The sequence below is a fragment of the Agriterribacter sp. genome (genome assembly GCF_035445465.1).
Taxonomy (GTDB): Bacteria; Bacteroidota; Bacteroidia; order Chitinophagales; family Chitinophagaceae; genus Agriterribacter.
The window spans coordinates 41080-58353 of sequence record NZ_DAOMQT010000014.1 but is presented as its reverse complement, the minus strand read 5'-3'; the positions used below and the strand labels follow the sequence as shown (position 1 = coordinate 58353).

13 protein-coding genes are annotated in these 17274 nt (G+C 43.6%); 6 read left to right on the top strand and 7 right to left on the bottom strand.

Going from position 1 to position 17274, the window contains the following annotated elements; genetic code table 11:
• Positions 1-1326, bottom strand: a complete 1326-nt coding sequence (locus tag PLE34_RS09575; protein WP_324556242.1) for a sugar MFS transporter — start codon at positions 1324-1326, stop codon at positions 1-3.
• 31 nt (positions 1327-1357) lie between these two features.
• Positions 1358-2101, bottom strand: coding sequence for a glucosamine-6-phosphate deaminase (locus PLE34_RS09570; RefSeq protein ID WP_324556240.1), 744 nt, complete (start codon positions 2099-2101; stop codon positions 1358-1360).
• A gap of 176 nt (positions 2102-2277) precedes the next feature.
• On the opposite strand from PLE34_RS09570, the gene PLE34_RS09565 reads away from it, so the two are divergent.
• Entirely contained in the window at positions 2278-2496 is a 219-nt protein-coding gene (locus PLE34_RS09565) for a hypothetical protein (RefSeq protein ID WP_324556239.1), read from the top strand.
• Between the two features lie 41 nt (positions 2497-2537).
• Here PLE34_RS09565 and PLE34_RS09560 read toward each other — a convergent pair whose 3' ends face one another.
• The 4 genes from PLE34_RS09560 to PLE34_RS09545 form a co-directional block, all read right to left on the bottom strand.
• Complete coding sequence (locus PLE34_RS09560) at positions 2538-2942, bottom strand: type II toxin-antitoxin system VapC family toxin (RefSeq protein ID WP_324556237.1); 405 nt, start codon at positions 2940-2942, stop codon at positions 2538-2540.
• 320 nt (positions 2943-3262) lie between these two features.
• On the bottom strand, positions 3263-4579 hold the full coding sequence (locus tag PLE34_RS09555) for a hypothetical protein (protein WP_324556235.1): 1317 nt from the start codon (positions 4577-4579) through the stop codon (positions 3263-3265).
• Between the two features lie 141 nt (positions 4580-4720).
• Positions 4721-6946: a glycoside hydrolase family 20 protein gene (locus PLE34_RS09550; RefSeq protein ID WP_324556233.1), complete on the bottom strand. Its 2226-nt coding sequence runs from the start codon at positions 6944-6946 to the stop codon at positions 4721-4723.
• A gap of 382 nt (positions 6947-7328) precedes the next feature.
• Positions 7329-8165 carry an inositol monophosphatase family protein gene (locus PLE34_RS09545; RefSeq protein ID WP_324556231.1) on the bottom strand — a complete coding sequence of 279 codons (837 nt, stop codon included), beginning with the start codon at positions 8163-8165 and terminating at the stop codon, positions 7329-7331.
• Positions 8166-8268: 103 nt separating this feature from the next.
• Between PLE34_RS09545 and PLE34_RS09540 the strand changes: the two genes are divergently transcribed.
• From PLE34_RS09540 to PLE34_RS09525, 4 genes are all read left to right on the top strand, one after another.
• Entirely contained in the window at positions 8269-9039 is a 771-nt protein-coding gene (locus tag PLE34_RS09540) for a hypothetical protein (protein WP_324556229.1), read from the top strand.
• 52 nt (positions 9040-9091) lie between these two features.
• Positions 9092-9709 (top strand): hypothetical protein, encoded by a 618-nt coding sequence (locus PLE34_RS09535; RefSeq protein WP_324556227.1) that lies wholly within the window; start codon positions 9092-9094, stop codon positions 9707-9709.
• Position 9710: 1 nt separating this feature from the next.
• Positions 9711-10454, top strand: coding sequence for a hypothetical protein (locus PLE34_RS09530; RefSeq protein ID WP_324556225.1), 744 nt, complete (start codon positions 9711-9713; stop codon positions 10452-10454).
• A gap of 180 nt (positions 10455-10634) precedes the next feature.
• Positions 10635-11777 (top strand): Fic family protein, encoded by a 1143-nt coding sequence (locus PLE34_RS09525; protein WP_324556223.1) that lies wholly within the window; start codon positions 10635-10637, stop codon positions 11775-11777.
• Positions 11778-11811: 34 nt separating this feature from the next.
• On the opposite strand, the gene PLE34_RS09520 is transcribed toward PLE34_RS09525, so the two are convergent.
• Positions 11812-12174: a helix-turn-helix domain-containing protein gene (locus tag PLE34_RS09520; RefSeq protein WP_324556221.1), complete on the bottom strand. Its 363-nt coding sequence runs from the start codon at positions 12172-12174 to the stop codon at positions 11812-11814.
• 162 nt (positions 12175-12336) lie between these two features.
• Here PLE34_RS09520 and PLE34_RS09515 point away from each other — a divergent pair, with 162 nt between their 5' ends.
• Positions 12337-17244, top strand: a complete 4908-nt coding sequence (locus PLE34_RS09515; RefSeq protein WP_324556219.1) for a DEAD/DEAH box helicase — start codon at positions 12337-12339, stop codon at positions 17242-17244.
• Positions 17245-17274 lie beyond the last annotated feature (30 nt).

The following is a 17274-nucleotide window of genomic DNA, read 5'->3' as shown; positions in this document are numbered from 1 at the left end:
TTATAATGTCCACCTTTTTATACGATGCCCGTAAAAAGCATAGAATATCAGGTAGAGGTAACAGGGAAAAAGCACCCAGTAAGCGGTTCTAACATCGTAGGCATCGGCCATCGAGCCATAAAAAAGCGGCAGGATAGCGTTGCCGCATAAACCCATGATGAGCACTGAAGCCCCCAGCTTGGTATATCGCCCCAGCCCGTCTAAGGCCAGCGGCCATATACCCGCCCACACCATGGAGTTGGCCAACCCGAGCAGTACAATAAACCATATAGAAATGTCTGCGGTATGTCCCAAAAACGTTACCTGGCCACTGGCGAAAATGATCATCAGTGTAAATAACAATCCCATGAGCGTACACAGCTTTAATACGGTTACCTGGCTTACGTACCTGGGAATAAAGATAATGCCCAGGATATAGCCGCAAATGGTGGCAAACAGTGTATAGGATGGAAACACTTTCGCTTCAAGCAAGCTGATCTGCATGGAATTGGCATAGCCGATGATGGTATCAATAGCGATCACCTGTGTGCCAACATGCAAAAAGATAGCCACGGCGCCAAGAATAAGATAAGGAAAGTGAAAAATATTCTTTTTCCCCAGGTTAGCCGATGCCAGCTCAGCGCTTTCCTTTTCCGTATTGATCTCGGGAAGCGGGGAAAACCGCACCATTAAACCCAATCCTATTAAAACAGTACCTACACAGGCATAAGGCACAATTACCCTTCTGATCAGTTCATCTAATGCCGCATTTTTTTCCACTTCGGTCATGCTGCCAATAGCATTGAACAATTCTGTATCGGTTGCTTTTAAAATTACCGCCGCAAACAACAGGGGCGCCAGGATGCCGGCACCTTTATTGCAAATGCCCATGATGCTGATGCGCTGCGCTGCGCTTTCCTTTGGACCTAACACCGTAATATAAGGATTGGCCGCCGTTTGCAGAATGGAAAGTCCCGTGCCTATGGTAAATAATCCAATGAGAAATATTTCATAGGTTCTGGCAAGGGCAGCCGGTAAAAAAATAAAAGCGCCTGCCGCCATCACCCAAAAACCCACCATGATGCCTTTTTTGAATCCTATTTTTTTTAACAGGAAGGAGGAAGGTACCGACATTACCAGGTAAGAAATATAGAAAGCAAAAGCCACTAAGTAAGATTCAAAATTGGTGAGCTCACAGGCTATTTTAAAGTAAGGGATAAGAATAGCGTTGATCCATGAAACAAACCCGAAAATAAAGAACAGCAACCCGATGATCAGTATGGAGATGACGGTATCGCGTTTGGTTAAAGCGCTAACATCTACGGTTTTGGTTAAAGCGGTACTCATGATGCGGATTGTAACTGTTTTGTGAAAGGGTTTAATTATTGTTGGAAAGCAGCGCGGCCGACATCCTGTCTAAATAACAGGTACAAGCCGGATGGGTTTGCAATATACTGGCAGGGTACAGGTTGCTTACCGCCTGCTCCACCGTGTTTTTTACGGCGGTGGCTTTCCGTCCGTCGGGAACAGAACAAATAATATGTTTTGATTTCAGTATCTGTTTTACCGACATGCTGATGGCCTTGCGGGGCACATCCTCAACAAACGGGAACCAACCCTCCCCCATCTGCTGTTTGCGGCACTGCTCGTCTAATTCAACAATAATATAGGGTTCGCCGGTTTCAAAATCGGCAGGAGGATCATTGAAGGCAAGGTGCCCGTTCTCACCAATACCCACAAGCGCCACATCAATAGGATGCTTCGTGATCAGTTGGCCAAGGCGTGCGCATTCGGCTGCCGGATCTGTTTCTCCATTTACTAAATATGCGGCTTTGAGCGGTGGCACCTTCGTTAAGAACCGCTCTTGCAAATATTTTCTAAAACTGGCATTATGCGTTACCGGTAGCCCAATATATTCGTCGAGATGAAACATAATTACTTTACTCCAGTCAATACTTTTCTCCGCTATCAATTGGTTAAGGGTTTCAAACTGGCTGGCGCCCGTGGCCAGGATGATATGAGCGCCGCCATTCTTTTCAATGGCTTCCCGAATCAGAACCGCAGCATCTTTACCGGCCGCTTCGCCTAATTGCCGGGGGGAATTGAAAGTCTTTATATTCATGCTAACAGTAATTTTCATTGAATGCAGTCCGATAAATATAGATGAAAACCTGACTTTAAACAAACCGGGGAGAAGCTTTTTAGAAAGACATCAGAAAATTGTAGATTTGTTTGAGCATTTTCTATAAAAAAAAGGGTTGTTTCCGATAAAAGTGTCTAATCAAAGAACTATCTTCTATGTCTGAAATATTGCACTTAATCATAAAAAAAGCATATGCAGCTTCTTTAATTGAACATTTGCGAAAAGAAGAAGCTATTGAGATTATTGAAGAAAACGTAGCCGAAATTTCCGAATGGCAAAAAGACGCAGTTCGCAAAACATTACTACATGCCCAACAGAACCCTGGCTCATTACAGGCCTGGGATATTGTGAGGCAAAAATATAAAACCGCCTGATGCTTAACGTTATCGTCCTTTCAGGAGAGATGGAAGTCGTCTTACCGTAACCAATTCACTATTTCAAGTCCTTTGACTCTTTTGAAGTGATCGGTGTTATTTGTTACCAATTGCAAGTCGCTTGTCAAAGCAATACCAGCAATTAAACAGTCTGTGTGGCCGATGGGTTGACCTTTCTTTTTTAAGTCTGCATAAATTCCAGCAGCCTGTCTTGTCGCACTAATAGTTAATGGCAGTATCTTACACAACTCTGCAAATTCTGTGAATCGTTTCAATTGCTTTCCGGCGTCTTTGTACAACAAGCCATTCATGATTTCGTAGTAACTGATAATGCTGAAATTGATGGCATCGTATGATTGCAGATAAATCTCTACATTTTCTACCACTTGAGGGGTGCCCCGTAAAAATTCAGAAAGAATGTCCGTATCTAATAGTCCGGGCTTCATAGATTTATATCTCTATCGAAAAGATTGTTTCGGGTCTGTTTGGTCTGCTTTTGAAAGTCCTTGTAATCTTTTTCAGGCATGCTTCCGAAAGCACCTGCAAATGAGAGAATTTTTTTGGCTGTGTTATTTGATTTCTTGGTATTTGCTCTTAAGGAATGGACTATAGAATACAGGTCTTCCAACCGGTCAACCGGAACATTTTTGATTTCTTTTAATATTGTATTAAGTGTTGGCATGTATCGGTCAAAGATATAACTTTTGTCTGGCTAAACCTATGAGAAAATCATCGTTTACCACTAACACCACCCATAAAATAGTATTCACCCTTTCAGCCACCGGTCAAACCAGGCAAAGGCATCTCCCTGCATTTGTTTATCAAATTTGTGCGGACCGGGATAATAAGCACATTGATAACGGTTTTGCGCACCTGCTTTTTTATACACCTCTTGCAATATTTTATCCGCCCTTTTCATTTCAGGCAGGGTATACAGCTCATCTTCATTATCATTTAAAACCATAGTGGGCAGCGGCGCCCTCAACCCCAGTATTTCAGGGAAATCCAGCTCATTCGGTAGCAGGGGCACATAGGTCATCCAGGTATGTGTAAATGATTTATGAAGCAGGAAATCTTTCCAGGTAGTCATAAAACCCACACAAACCGCACATTTGATCCTTTCGTCTAACCCGCCCATGAATACGGTACGCATACCGCCACCCGATAAGCCGCCACAGCCAATACGACCGGCATCCACATCTTTTCGCGCACACAATATATCCAAAGCTTTTCGGTCTTCCGCAAAAAATACACCCGGCCAGGTAGTGCCGGCGCTGAACAACGATTTAGCCATGATATGCTCGTGCTCACCCGCCCATTTATTATACGCTTCTATATTTTCAGGTTGCTCCGGGTTATTGTCATTTAAACCATTACGTAACCGTTCAGGTACATCCTGCAGCATTACCCTGCGGCTGGCAAAAGGAAAAGCATCCGATACCATTACCACATATCCTCTTTTAGCAATTTCATTGGCCCAGGCAGTTCCTTCATAAGATTCCTGCTGATGCGCAACGTCTACGGGATGGCGTTCATCTGAAGTTCTGGTTATTTTGCGGGTGCCCAGGTATTTATTGCCGCCATGATCGTGAAAAGCCAGGATGCCGGGCAGGCGGCCTTTTTGGTTCAGGGGTTTCAATACGATGGCATCTGTTGGCCGGCCATATGGCAATTGCCAGCTTATTTCCTCTATATGCAAACCGTCATACGCATATTGCTTTTTAACCTTTACTTCAGGTATCCCTTCAATAACAGGAATGGCTAACCGTTCCTGCAACCGGGCCCGCGCAGCTTTTCTCCAGCTATCCATATCTTTCCATTCTTTTTTACGGAAAGAAAAAGCAGGCAACCGGTTTTGTGTTAACCCCGCGGCCCATGGTCCATAAAGGCCGATCATATTCAGCTGCGTTTCATCAAATGCATTATTTTTTTCTGCAAGCATCCTATTGGTATTTGAAAAGGGTGAGCTAATCTGATCAGAAAAAATTTCCGGGCTGGCAAACCCTTTTAGCAGTCCACCTCCTGCAACGCCCAGCCCCGTAAGGCCGGTTAACTTCAAAAATTTTCTGCGTTTGCTTTGCATAGTCCCAATTAAGGAATGAAATTACGCATTCCACCGCTTAATCAGCACCTTTGCAAAAAGGTGAACTTAGCTTCAGCTTCATTTCACTGTTGCTTTCTTTTTGCTAAAGAGACGGAGAAAACGTTAGTTTATTATAAAATGTTACTGAATTTCCGTAAAATAAAATCCCCAGCCTCTTTTCAACTGGTCTACTTTTACCAGAATGTCATTTTCTCCCTTGCGCAAAGGAACGGTGATCCTGTCTTCATTTACCTGCGCCCTGCGGGCAAGCTGCCTGTCCAGCACCAGTATGCCGTTCACCCATACCCGCACGCCATCATTACTGCCAATACCAAACTGCACATTTTTTGCGCTGTCCGTCACAACCGTTCTCCGCGCATAGGCAACTACATTTTCTGAAGGATCAAATATTTTTGTAAAATCAATATATCCTGACGTATGATCACTGTACCGCTTCCATTGCACATTTAACCCGTTTTTACCGGTAACGGTTCGTGCTGTATCGAATCCTTTCTCCGGTGCAAAAACAGTAACAAGGCCTTTTAAGTTTTCATTATCAAACGGTCCAATTACCCACCAGCCGGTATAAAATTGCTGGCTGAGCTCAGCCCCCTGTATGAACTTATCCATATTGCCGTATTCATCTCCCTCCGCAATACGCGTTATGTTGTTTTCACCGGTGATGCGTTTAAACTGTGCCAGCACTTCCGGAGCCTCCTCCCTGCTTACATAAGCGGATCCTCCTATTGTATGAAAATACAATTTGGTGAATAAAACCGGCAGGTAAGCCAAATCCACTCTTTTAAGCAACTGTTCATCTTCTTTCGCCACCTGGCGGGCAAGGGCAAACAGGCTGTCGGCCTTACGGATCGTTTCCGGGTTCAGGTAATTTACTTCTCCCGGCTCCGACCAGATACTAAAATACACCGAATCGGGCTTCACCTGGTCATGTAACATTTGTATATACGCATTTATATACCCCGATGCTTCCCCATATACGTTCTTTACAAATTCATTGATCAATGCCTGTGCATCCTGCTGCGGGTTCCACATGAGTTGGGCAAATACCCACGCCCGCAATGTCGAAAATTCGCTACCCCCCTGTGAGGGCATATTGCTGCCCTGTGCAAATAAACCTTTGACCCCGCGATCGGCATAAAACTTTACATCATGTTTCATCGCTTCAAAATTGGGGAACGGCATGAGGTAGCGGTTGAAATCAGTAAAATAATCCCAAACGGTAATGCGTGAGGCAATTGCCCGCCACTGATCCAGCCTTTCTATAAAGGGGTTATGATCATTGCATCCCCCTATTTTGTGGGCTGAGCAGTAATTATAATGACATAAGCGTATGGTAACGTTATCGGCCGGACGAAGTGTTCTGGGCGGAATTTCGGTGTAGGCATACGCCAGCGTTTGCAGCTTCACGTTAGGATAAGCCTTTGCTACAGCTCCGGCCACCTGGTTCACAAAATGCAGCAGCGTGCCGGCATGGCTTCCTTCCGCATCATCGAGCGCCTTACAGCCGGCACATTCGCAATAACCCATGCCATCATTCTGATCAACGGCAAATATGCTGGCTTCGGGGTGTTCCCTGATCCAGCTTAATACGGTTGCCGAAGCAATTTTCGCCACTTCAGGATTGGTTAAACAAAGCTGCGCATCTTTACCGGCACGTTTGCCATTTACCTCCGAAAAATATTCCGGATGCTGCCCGAAATATTTTTCCGGTGAAACCATATTATAAAATGTATGCACAAAAGGGTAGGAAATGTAACTGCCGCCGAGTGAATCAGGAACAGGCTGCATGCTGGGGTTTAAGCGGTTGTGCATTGCCCAGGTTGCATTATAGGCTTCATTGTACCAGGCTTCGCGGTATTCAAATGCCGGCTGCTGGCGGTCGTCTTTATCAGGAAGCGGGATGCGCTTTCTTTCCGGAATTTTCATCACATCCTTCGTATACCAGCGGCAGCCTAAGTGATCCGACAGATAGCCTATCACTCCGTATAATGTACCGCGCGGCTGTCCGCCCGCTATCAGCAGGTGTTGCCCATCGGAGCGAATGATATATGCTTCGTTACCAAATTCCTGTGGATTGATATTGGCCAGCAGTGATGCAGGCGCTTCGCTAAAACCCACATATATATACTTATCCTGCAGATTTACCTCATGGGTAACGGGCAGGTTGCAGCCGGTTATCCTGAATAAGTATTGCTGCAACTCCTCTGCAGCGTGCTTTTCAGGCCGGGAAGCAGTGCCGGATACAAAGATTTTATAATCGCTTTGCCCGTTTAATATCATGTTACTTACGGGCGAACAACTGTATAATGAACAAAGCAGGGCAAGGGAGAAGAAAAACGGTTTCATGAAAACAGAGAGATGCTTTCCGATAAAATATACTAACCTATTTTTCATTGCCGTAGCAGCGCAACTATTTTTAAACAATACGGAAAATAAAAAGAGGCCGCAGCCTCAGTATAATTAGAAATATTTGCAAACAACTTTTATTTCTTCAGTCCTCTCTTTACCTTTCTTACGAAAGCCTCCGGTACATTGGAGAAATTAGCAATTTCAGAAATGGTAAACTTCCCTGCATTAACCAGGTTGGCAACTACTTGGGCCTTGCCTCTAATATACAAAAACTGTTTCAGAAAGTATAAAAAACGGCTGATGCGTGTATGATCGTATTTCTTACTCTTTATCAGTGCTTTGGCTACCATAAGCCGTTGCCGGTTGCTTAACCAGCTCCTCAGGAACTGCTCAGCAGATCCATAAACTGCCGGTGAATTGCTTTATTACTACAAAAGAAAGATTCACCGGAATACAATTTTTTCCTGCCGCCCGAAAAATCAGTAACGATTCCACCCGCCTGCTCCACAATACAGATAGCGGCGGCAATATCGTGGTAGCTGAAATTAAACCCCAGGCAAAAATCAATACTTCCATTAGCCACACTGTTCATATAATGGCTTATATTTTCAGAGCGGTTGTTGGTCATGGTGCTGATTGCATATTGCTTTCTAAGGCTGAGCAACCGGCCCGAGCAGTTCTCGGGCAATTTATTTCCTGTAAGCATAAACTGCATATTGGCACTGGCTGACGAGAGGGTATGCTGATTGACCGTCAATTTCCGGTCTTCCGTCCAGGATCCGTCATCCTTCTCCCCGGTAGTTATGGAAACCTCCGTTTCCGTAACCGTGCACAAAATGCCCATCAGCAAATCGTCTGCCTGCTGTAATGCAATACTTACGGTAGCGGGAGCCATCAATGCAAATTCAAACGGGCTCACCACCCATAACAATTCATTCGCAGGCCTTCCATCACCTTTAAACCACAGCGATGCCTCAGGCAATATTCCCGGCAAAGAAGCGCTCAGCAATGATCTTGTCAGATCTGCCACCTGTGCATTTTGCTCTTTTTGCAATGCCGCCTGCCGCTCAATCCATTGGTGGGGATTGGGTTCCTGCGTTCTCAGCCGTTGTTTTTCCCCGGCAAAAGCTTCGCTTCCAAACATATCCAGTATCCGGGGCAATGCGGTTCGGTCTAAAAAATTAAAAACCTCATCGGTAATGTACTTTACATCCATTTTTAGAGTTTATTTTAATGCAATAACTACTTTTTTGGCTGGTTAGATTTTACAAATACGGATAAAAATAATACGTTACAGGTGATATTTTAAACATGGCATAATGTTTACAACAAAATCAATACTTACAACAGCTATGGGTATATTTTCAATATTGCAGCTTTTTTCGTGCAAAGAAGAAAGCATTGCCTATGAAAGCAGCTACAAGGAAAACAAAGTAGTACTGAAAAGCATCAACGCAAAAGGACCGGTTAGCAACACGATTACCTGGCGCCTGCAATTGGGTAATTTACATCCTGTTATGATTGATGCGCTTACCACCGATCTGCGCGGACGTCCTTACAGCGATGATATTTTTGGAAATGCCACCCGCTATTATTTAGATGATGACACCGCACAGTACCACAACGAAGCAATAAGCCGCCAGCCGGTAACGCCTACCATGCTGTATTTTTCCAAAGATAAATATGATGAAAAAAGCTTTGAGGCTTATGCGGATCTTTTCAGGAGTAAATGGAGGGAAATAGAAAGTACAGTAAACAAGGAGTACCCTTATATCAAAGAACACATCATCGGCTTAGTGCATGGCGCAGCGGATGATTTTGTAAAGGAATTTGAAGGGATGCACGGGAACAAAAAAATGATCTTACGCGTATACAACGATGGCCGGGTAAGATTGATGCCGCGTGAGGGAAACAGAGATGAAGTGTATAGCGGGCTTTCAGCCGTGGTGCAAATGCCGGGAAAAAAACTTTATTTGGATAGCAACACCCAAAATAACGGATTAACGTCCGAAGAACTATACACATTCAGGAATACCAAAGGAGAAACGATTGAAGTGGTGTTTGAAATCATTCCCAAACAAAAAAACTAATACAATAAAAATAAAACTAAAATATCGTTTACTTGTTTTATGCATAACAGTTATGGCCGGATGTGAAACTAATTCACAGCAAGAAGCTGATGACCAGCCCATTTCAGCAGCGTCTGCAATGGATAGTGCAAGGCAGGATACGGCTGCTGTAATAACGATGATAAATGAAAAGGACAGGACGCTCACAGATACCATGGATGAAAGGCTGAGGCCTGTGCGGGAGAATTTCAAGAGAATAAACGCCATTACCCATTGGACAAAGGTGGATACAACAAACCCGGGAGAAGCGCTGGAAGGAAGTGAGGCGCTACTATATTATTTAAACGGGCAACTGGAAAAAATTACGGCTAAATACCTCGGGGAAACTTACCGGCAAACAGATGAATATTACCTGTTAAATGGAGCGCTTTCTTTTATGCTTGAAAAAACCTATCGCTACAACCGCCCCATTTATTATGATTCTGCGGCCATGAAAGCAGAAAATGATACCGAAGCTTTTGACTTTAACAGATCAACCATCATTGAAGCCAGAAGCTATTTCGAAAACGGAAAATTGATTTACCAGGTAAATAGCAGAAATAAGGCTGCATCGCACACAGGTAGTTACCTGCTTAAAGAACAAAAGAGAATAAATGCCGGGTTCCAAAAGCTTAAAAAAAGGCGCTTATAATATGGAAGATAAATTTTTCAATATGCGCAACAAAGTTTTTATAGCCATAATCATAAGTATAATGCTATTCGGATGTACATCAAAAGAAACGCAATACCAGGGGAGCTTTGAAGGCAGGTCATATCGCTTTGTTAACCTGATCAGAAATCAAATTTTCAGCAAAGTGTATTCCCAGGAGCTTTCTGTTGACGGCTTGTCTGCACTTTCCATTGATGATAAAACCACAAGTAAAGGCTATCCTTATCATTTAGCCATCTATGAACAGGCGCCTCATGTAATATTAGACAGCAATAGCTATACCTATAAAAACGGGTATGATGATACAGCTCAAAACCTTGCTGTGTTGTATGTTAGCCCTGAAAAGTTCTCAGAAGCTGATTTCAAATACTTCGCTTCATTTTTCAGCAGGGAGTGGCTCGTTATAAAAAATAAAGTACCCTTAAACCAGGGATACAGAAACCTGCAGATTGTAGCGCTGGTATACGGAACAGACGAACAGTTTACCCGGAAATTTAAAAACAACAGCACCAAAACAACGATTGAAGTGTGGACAGATGGTCAAATACATTACCGAACCGGCGATGCTATACAAAGCACCAACCTGAGCGCAAAAGTGCAAATGCCCGGAAATAAAATATATCTTTTAAACCCCTTCTCCACTTTCACACCTGAAAGCCTGAAAAATTATAAAGACCAAAACGGCAAATCGGTGTATGACTATTTTACGATAGAAGAGCGGCAATAAGACAGAACAGAGGTACCCGTTCCAGCTTACTATGACGACACTAAACACGACAGGTCAGTTTTTTGTTTAACTCCATGTTAGTACCAATTCTTTTTAGCACTTTATTGGTTACCTTTATTCACCGCAAAATATACGGCAAATAATAAATTATGCGGTAAATAAACCTTATATTTACCGCAAATGCAAAGAGTTGCAAATTATATTTACCAGTTAAACGAATGGCCGCATTTCAGGTGGGATACAGCCGTTATTGCTCCTTTGCTGGCTGAGCTGAGGGTTAAACAAGCCTGGCTGCTTGGTCGCATGTGGTCCCTGGGTTTTGCTTTGCAGGAAGAAGCGAACCTCCAGACAGTAACGCTTGATATTGTAAAATCAAGTGAAATTGAAGGCGAAATACTCGACACAGCACAGGTACGCTCATCTGTGGCGAGAAGGCTTGGATTAGAAGCCGGCGGTATTGCTCCTGCAGATCGGCACGTGGAAGGCATTGTGGATATGATGCTCGATGCGACCACACATTACGGGCAGCCACTCACATCAGAGCGATTGTTCAACTGGCATGCGGCACTTTTTCCTACCGGCAGAAGTGGCATTACACCTATTGTAACCGGCCACTGGCGCAACAATCCTCCGCAGCAACCCATGCAGGTAATCTCAGGCATGATGGGAAGGGAGAAAGTGCATTTCCAGGCCCCGGATGCAGCTTTGGTTCCTGATGAAATGTTTGGCTTCCTGCAATGGTTCGATGACAGTAATGATATGGACATGCTGCTCAAAGCCGCTATCGCTCATCTTTGGTTTGTAACCATACATCCTTTCGACGACGGTAACGGGCGTATTGCCCGCGCCATCACTGACCTGCAGCTTGCCAGGTCAGACGGATCGGGATTGCGGTTCTACAGCATGTCTGCACAGATCCGTAAAGAACGTAACCGGTACTACCATACGCTTGAAACCACTCAAAAAGGCTCAATAGATATTACCGCCTGGCTGGAATGGTTTCTGCAATGCCTGGGTAGGGCAATGGATGCCAGTAAGGATGAACTCTCGATGGTAATGCAGAAAGCAGCATTCTGGAAAAAGCACATGGGACTTTCCCTGAATACCCGGCAGCAAACCATGCTGAATAAAATACTTGACGGCTACCAGGGTCATATCACTTCTTCCAACTGGGCAAAGATCACCGGCAGCTCTACGGATACCGCTGTACGTGATATTAATGACCTCGTTGCAAAAGGCATACTAATGAAAGGTTCGGAAGGAGGAAGAAGCACAAGGTATTTGATGGTAGAGGAAACAAGCTCAGCAGCCTCACACTATTAAGCATTTCCGCCGTAAAGCAATAACAGGTATGATCTTATACTTTCTTCCCTTTGGTAATTTTAAAGTTTTGAAAACGCGCTTTTAAATTTTCAACTTCCCTTTTTAAGCCATTGATCAGTAACATCAATTCTTCCATATCGCTTTTAGTGGCAAAACCGTAAGCTTTATTGGGATCTTTTACTTTGCTTTCTACGTTCTCATCCTGAAAAAAATAGGAGACATCTACATCAAGAATTGCTGCTATTTCTTCAATCCTTCCAATCGAAGGATCAGTTTTACCTGTTTCTATTTTGGAATAAGCGCTGGTAGAAATACCTAATTCTCCCGCCATATTTTGCTGGCTGTAATCCTTGCTTTCCCGCAGCTTTCTTATCCGGTATCCTATTTTGTACTTCACCTCACAAATTTCCCTTCACGCAGGTATAGATTTTTTCCTTTAACAACCTTTATATTTCTTTAAAGTTGATAAACTATCTTTAAAGTATATTTTTGTTTTTTTTACGACACAAACTGTAACTGAACGAAATCCAGTAAACCAAACCCAACATCAGCAATCCGAATGACTTTTAATACACTCCTTAACAAGTACCGCAAGGTTTCTTTTTCAGAGAAAGATAAAGGCGAACGATTTGAAAGATTAATGCAGGCATACCTGCTTACCGATCCCCAATATTCCAACCGTTTAAAGAAAGTATGGCTTTGGAATGAATTTCATGGCAGGAATGATTTGGGCGGAAGCGACACAGGTATTGACCTGGTTGCTCAAACCCTTGATGGTGATTATTGGGCCATACAATGCAAATGCTTCCAGGAAAATGCGGTAATTGACAAACCCGCGGTTGACAGCTTTCTGTCTACATCGGGCAGGAAGTTTAAAAGTGAAGACTTGCAGACAATCGGCTTCTCCCACCGGCTTTGGATCTCAACAAGCAACAAATGGGGGCCGAATGCAACGGAAGCTATCCGGAACCAGCATCCTGCGGTAACCAGGCTCAATCTCCACGATTTACAGGAAGCGCCGGTTGACTGGGAAAAATTAGATAAAGGAATTCATGGCGATGCCTCGCGTGCACCCAAAAAATCGTTGCGCCCACACCAGAAAGAAGCGCTTAATAGTACACATACATATTTCAAAACTGCCGACCGGGGTCAGCTTATTATGGCTTGCGGAACCGGTAAAACTTTTAACTCATTGCGTATTGCTGAAAATGAAACCAATGGCAAAGGCCTGGTTTTATTTTTAGTTCCTTCTATTGCCTTATTAGGACAAACCCTCCGTGAATGGTCGGCGGATGCCAATGAACCAATACATGCCATTTGTATTTGTTCTGATCCGGAAATCTCCAGAAAGAAAACGAAGAATGATGACAGCGATACCTTCAGTGTTGTAGACCTGGCTTTACCCGCATCTACCAATAAGGAAGATATTCTCCGGCAATTCAACCATATCCGCACCCATCCCCCGGCGGGAATGACGGTAGTGTTTTCTACCTATCAGTCCATTAAAGTAATAGCCGAAGCGCAGAAAGAAATGATCAAAAAGGGGTTTGGCGAATTTGACTTGATCATTTGTGACGAAGCGCACAGAACCACAGGTGTAACCCTGTCTGATGAAGATGAATCGGCCTTTACCAAAGTGCATGACAATGATTTCATCAAAGCGGGGAAGCGGCTGTACATGACCGCCACCCCACGACTGTACAGCGACGATACAAAAAGCAAAGCGGCGCAGGCGGAGGCAGTTTTGTGCTCTATGGATGACGAGCAGTTATACGGGAAAGAAATTTACCGGATAGGTTTTGGCGAAGCAGTGGAAAAAGATTTGCTCAGCGATTACAAAGTGCTGATCCTTACCCTTAGCGATAAAGATATACCGCCTGCCGTGCAGGATATCATTGCCGATAAAAAAAGTGAGATCAATACCGATGACGCTTCAAAGCTGATCGGCTGTATCAATGCCTTGTCGAAAAAAATTCTCGGTGATGAAGGAGTAATACAATCCAGCGACCCGGAACCCATGCGCAGAGCGGTTGCCTTCTGTTCAAGCATTGCCGTTTCAAAAAAGATTACCGCTACCTATAACAGCACCGCAGATGTTTACCTTGATGCATTACCCTATGAAAAAAAAGGGCAAATGGTATCGGTTGCATCCAAACATATTGATGGTACAATGGCCGCCCCTCAAAGAGATGAATTATTAAGCTGGCTGAAAGCAGACAGCAGTGGCAATGAATGCCGTGTGCTTACCAATGTGCGCTGCCTGAGCGAAGGTGTGGATGTGCCGTCTCTTGACGCGGTGATGTTCCTTTCGGCACGCAACTCACAGGTAGATGTGGTGCAATCTGTTGGGCGTGTAATGCGGAAGGCGCCGGGGAAAAAATATGGTTATATCATTATACCGGTTGTTGTTCCGTCCGATGTAGACGCGGCAAGCGCATTGGATGATAACGCACGCTATAAAGTGGTATGGACCGTGCTGAATGCCCTTCGTGCACACGACGACCGTTTTAACGCAACGATCAACAAAATAGAACTGAATAAAAAGAAACCCAATAATATCCTTGTTGGCAGACCTGAATATACATTTGATAATGATGGCATGGCGTCTATGGTAAACGAAGATGAAGCGCCTTATAATACCAGGAGCATAAGCCAGCAAATGAGCTTGCAGTTTGAGCAACTGCAAAGCGTAATGTTTGCAAGGCTGGTGCAAAAAGTAGGCGACCGGAGGTATTGGGAACAATGGGCAAGATCAGTAGCTGAAATTGCACAACGGCAAACGGAACGGATAACGAAAATCATTAATGAAGACAACAGGCACCACCAGGCATTTGATAATTTCTTAAAAGGGCTGCATAAAAACATCAATACTTCCATTACACAGGCGGAAGCCATAGAAATGCTTTCGCAGCATATTATTACCCGGCCTGTATTTGATGCGCTGTTTGAAAACTATTCGTTTGTACGCAACAACCCGGTAAGCCAGTCTATGCAAAAAATGCTGGACCTGCTGGAAGAGCAGTCGCTGGAAAAAGATGCCCTGGTTCTTGAAAAGTTTTATGCATCCGTAAAAACAAGGGCCTCCGGCATTGACAACGCGGAAGGAAAGCAGCGCATTATCATTGAGCTGTACGACAAGTTCTTTAAAACCGCGTTCCCAAAAATGGTGGAAAGATTGGGCATTGTGTACACGCCTATTGAAGTAGTGGATTTCATTATTCATTCGGTAAGCGATATTTTACAAAAAGAATTTAACCGTAGCATCTCAGACGAAAACGTACATATCCTTGATCCCTTTACGGGCACCGGCACCTTCATTACCCGCTTATTGCAAAGCGGGCTGATCCGGAAAGAAGATATGGAGCGCAAATACAACCATGAAATTCATTGCAACGAAATTGTTTTATTGGCCTATTATATTGCAGCGGTAAACATTGAAAATGCATATCACGACATCATTCTTCCTGATGCTCCCCCGGGAAAAACGAATGGGATTTATAAAGCATTCCAGGGAATTTGCTTAACCGATACCTTTCAACTGGGTGAAACTGAAGACGGCGAAAAGTTGTTTTCTGAAATGTTTCCTCAAAACTCCGAAAGGGTGCAGCGGCAAAAGAAAGCCCCGCTGAAAATTATTATGGGGAATCCGCCTTATTCAGTGGGTCAAAACTCTGCGAACGACAATGCCCAAAACCAAACTTATGAAAAGCTGAACCAACGAATTGCCAACACCTACGCTAAGGAAACACAAGCCACCAACAAAAACTCTTTGTACGATAGTTACATTAAAGCTTTCCGTTGGAGTACCGACCGTTTGGATAAAAATGGCGGCATCATATGTTTTGTTTCAAACGGAGCCTGGTTAGATGGTAATAGTGCTGATGGGTTTCGTAAATCCATTGAAAAAGAATTTACATCCATCTATGTGTTTAATTTAAGAGGCAATGCGCGTACAAGTGGAGAGTTAAGACAAAAAGAAGCAGGTAACGTATTTGGTATAGGCAGCCGGACACCCATCGCCATTACCTTACTGGTTAAAAACCCGGCAGCAAGTGCAGATAAAGCGGCTATTCATTACCGCGATATTGGAGACTACCTGGGCAGGGAAGAAAAACTGAAGATCATACACGACTTCAAAACCTTTGCAAATTCAAGGCTACTCTTAAAATCACTGCAACCAAATGAGCATGGAGATTGGATTAGTTTGAGGAGTGATAGCTTTAGTACGTTTATAGCTATTGATTCAGAAAGGAAATTTGAAGTAAAAGCACAATCCTGGTTTGTTGTAAATTCAAGAGGATTGGAAACAGGGCGTGATGCGTGGATTTATAATTCATCAAAAGAAACACTTTCAATTAAAATAAATTCTTCAATTGCATTTTATAACAGCGAAATTGATAGACATACAGCTACAAAAAGAAAATCAGAAAATGTTAGAGCAACTGACTTTATCAATACAGATCCTACTAAACTGAGTTGGACAAGCAGTCTGGTTGCAAAATTTGATAAGGGTGAAAAGATACTTTTTGAAAGTGACAAAATTGAGATTGGAATTTATCGTCCTTACATTAAACAATACGTTTATCGTGGCAATAAAATGATACATAGACGTGGGCAATTTGAAGAGTTTTTTCCAAATCCTTCTCTCAAAAATTTGGTGATTTGTGTATCTCAAACATTTAAAGATGGTTCGATCATAATTACAAATAAAATACCAGATTTACATTTTAATGGCGATACACAGGCTTTCCCTCTCTACTACTACGAAGAAAACAACGCCATCCAAAAAGGACTATTTGACGAAGACAGCGGACAGCAATATACCCGTAGGGATGCCATCAGCGATTTCATTTTTGAAAGAGCCAGAAAGCAATATGGTTTAAAGGCTCCCTCCCCTTCGGGGAGGGCCGGGGAGGGGCTTACCAAAGAAGATATTTTCTATTATGTATACGGCTTCCTGCACAGCAGGCAGTACCGGGAAACCTTTGCCAACGATCTAAAGAAAATGCTGCCGCGGTTACCACTGGTGGAACCGGTGAAAGATTTCTGGGCGTTCAGCAAGGCAGGCAGACAATTAGCGGAGCTGCATTTGAATTACGAATCGGTAGCTCCTTACCCTGACGTAAAAGTGGAGGGGGATGACAGCGAATCTTATATGGTAGAGAAAATGCGTTTTCCAAAAAAGGGCCAGAAGAATACCATCATTTACAACAGCCGGATCACGGTTTCCAACATTCCTGCAAAAGCCTATGAATACGTGGTAAACGGAAAATCCGCCATTGAATGGATCATGGAACGCTACCAAATAACCACGCATAAGGAAAGCGGCATCACCAACAATCCTAATGACTGGGCTACCGAACACAACCAACCACGCTATATTTTAGATTTGCTTTTAAGCATCGTCAATGTAAGTGTGCAAACGGTAGATATTATGGAGGGGCTTCCGAAGGTGAGGTTTGAGTGAATTACTGAAGTGAAGCAGCCAACCACCTTG

Excerpts from the sequence above, each read along its gene's own strand:
- PLE34_RS09575 (WP_324556242.1), bottom strand. The coding sequence starts at position 1,326 with ATGAGTACCGCTTTAACCAAAACCGTAGATGTTAGCGCTTTAACCAAA.
- PLE34_RS09570 (WP_324556240.1), bottom strand. The coding sequence starts at position 2,101 with ATGAATATAAAGACTTTCAATTCCCCCCGGCAATTAGGCGAAGCGGCC.
- PLE34_RS09565 (WP_324556239.1), top strand. The coding sequence starts at position 2,278 with ATGTCTGAAATATTGCACTTAATCATAAAAAAAGCATATGCAGCTTCT.
- PLE34_RS09560 (WP_324556237.1), bottom strand. The coding sequence starts at position 2,942 with ATGAAGCCCGGACTATTAGATACGGACATTCTTTCTGAATTTTTACGG.
- PLE34_RS09555 (WP_324556235.1), bottom strand. The coding sequence starts at position 4,579 with ATGCAAAGCAAACGCAGAAAATTTTTGAAGTTAACCGGCCTTACGGGG.
- PLE34_RS09550 (WP_324556233.1), bottom strand. The coding sequence starts at position 6,946 with ATGAAACCGTTTTTCTTCTCCCTTGCCCTGCTTTGTTCATTATACAGT.
- PLE34_RS09545 (WP_324556231.1), bottom strand. The coding sequence starts at position 8,165 with ATGGATGTAAAGTACATTACCGATGAGGTTTTTAATTTTTTAGACCGA.
- PLE34_RS09540 (WP_324556229.1), top strand. The coding sequence starts at position 8,269 with ATGTTTACAACAAAATCAATACTTACAACAGCTATGGGTATATTTTCA.
- PLE34_RS09535 (WP_324556227.1), top strand. The coding sequence starts at position 9,092 with ATGGCCGGATGTGAAACTAATTCACAGCAAGAAGCTGATGACCAGCCC.
- PLE34_RS09530 (WP_324556225.1), top strand. The coding sequence starts at position 9,711 with ATGGAAGATAAATTTTTCAATATGCGCAACAAAGTTTTTATAGCCATA.
- PLE34_RS09525 (WP_324556223.1), top strand. The coding sequence starts at position 10,635 with ATGCAAAGAGTTGCAAATTATATTTACCAGTTAAACGAATGGCCGCAT.
- PLE34_RS09515 (WP_324556219.1), top strand. The coding sequence starts at position 12,337 with ATGACTTTTAATACACTCCTTAACAAGTACCGCAAGGTTTCTTTTTCA.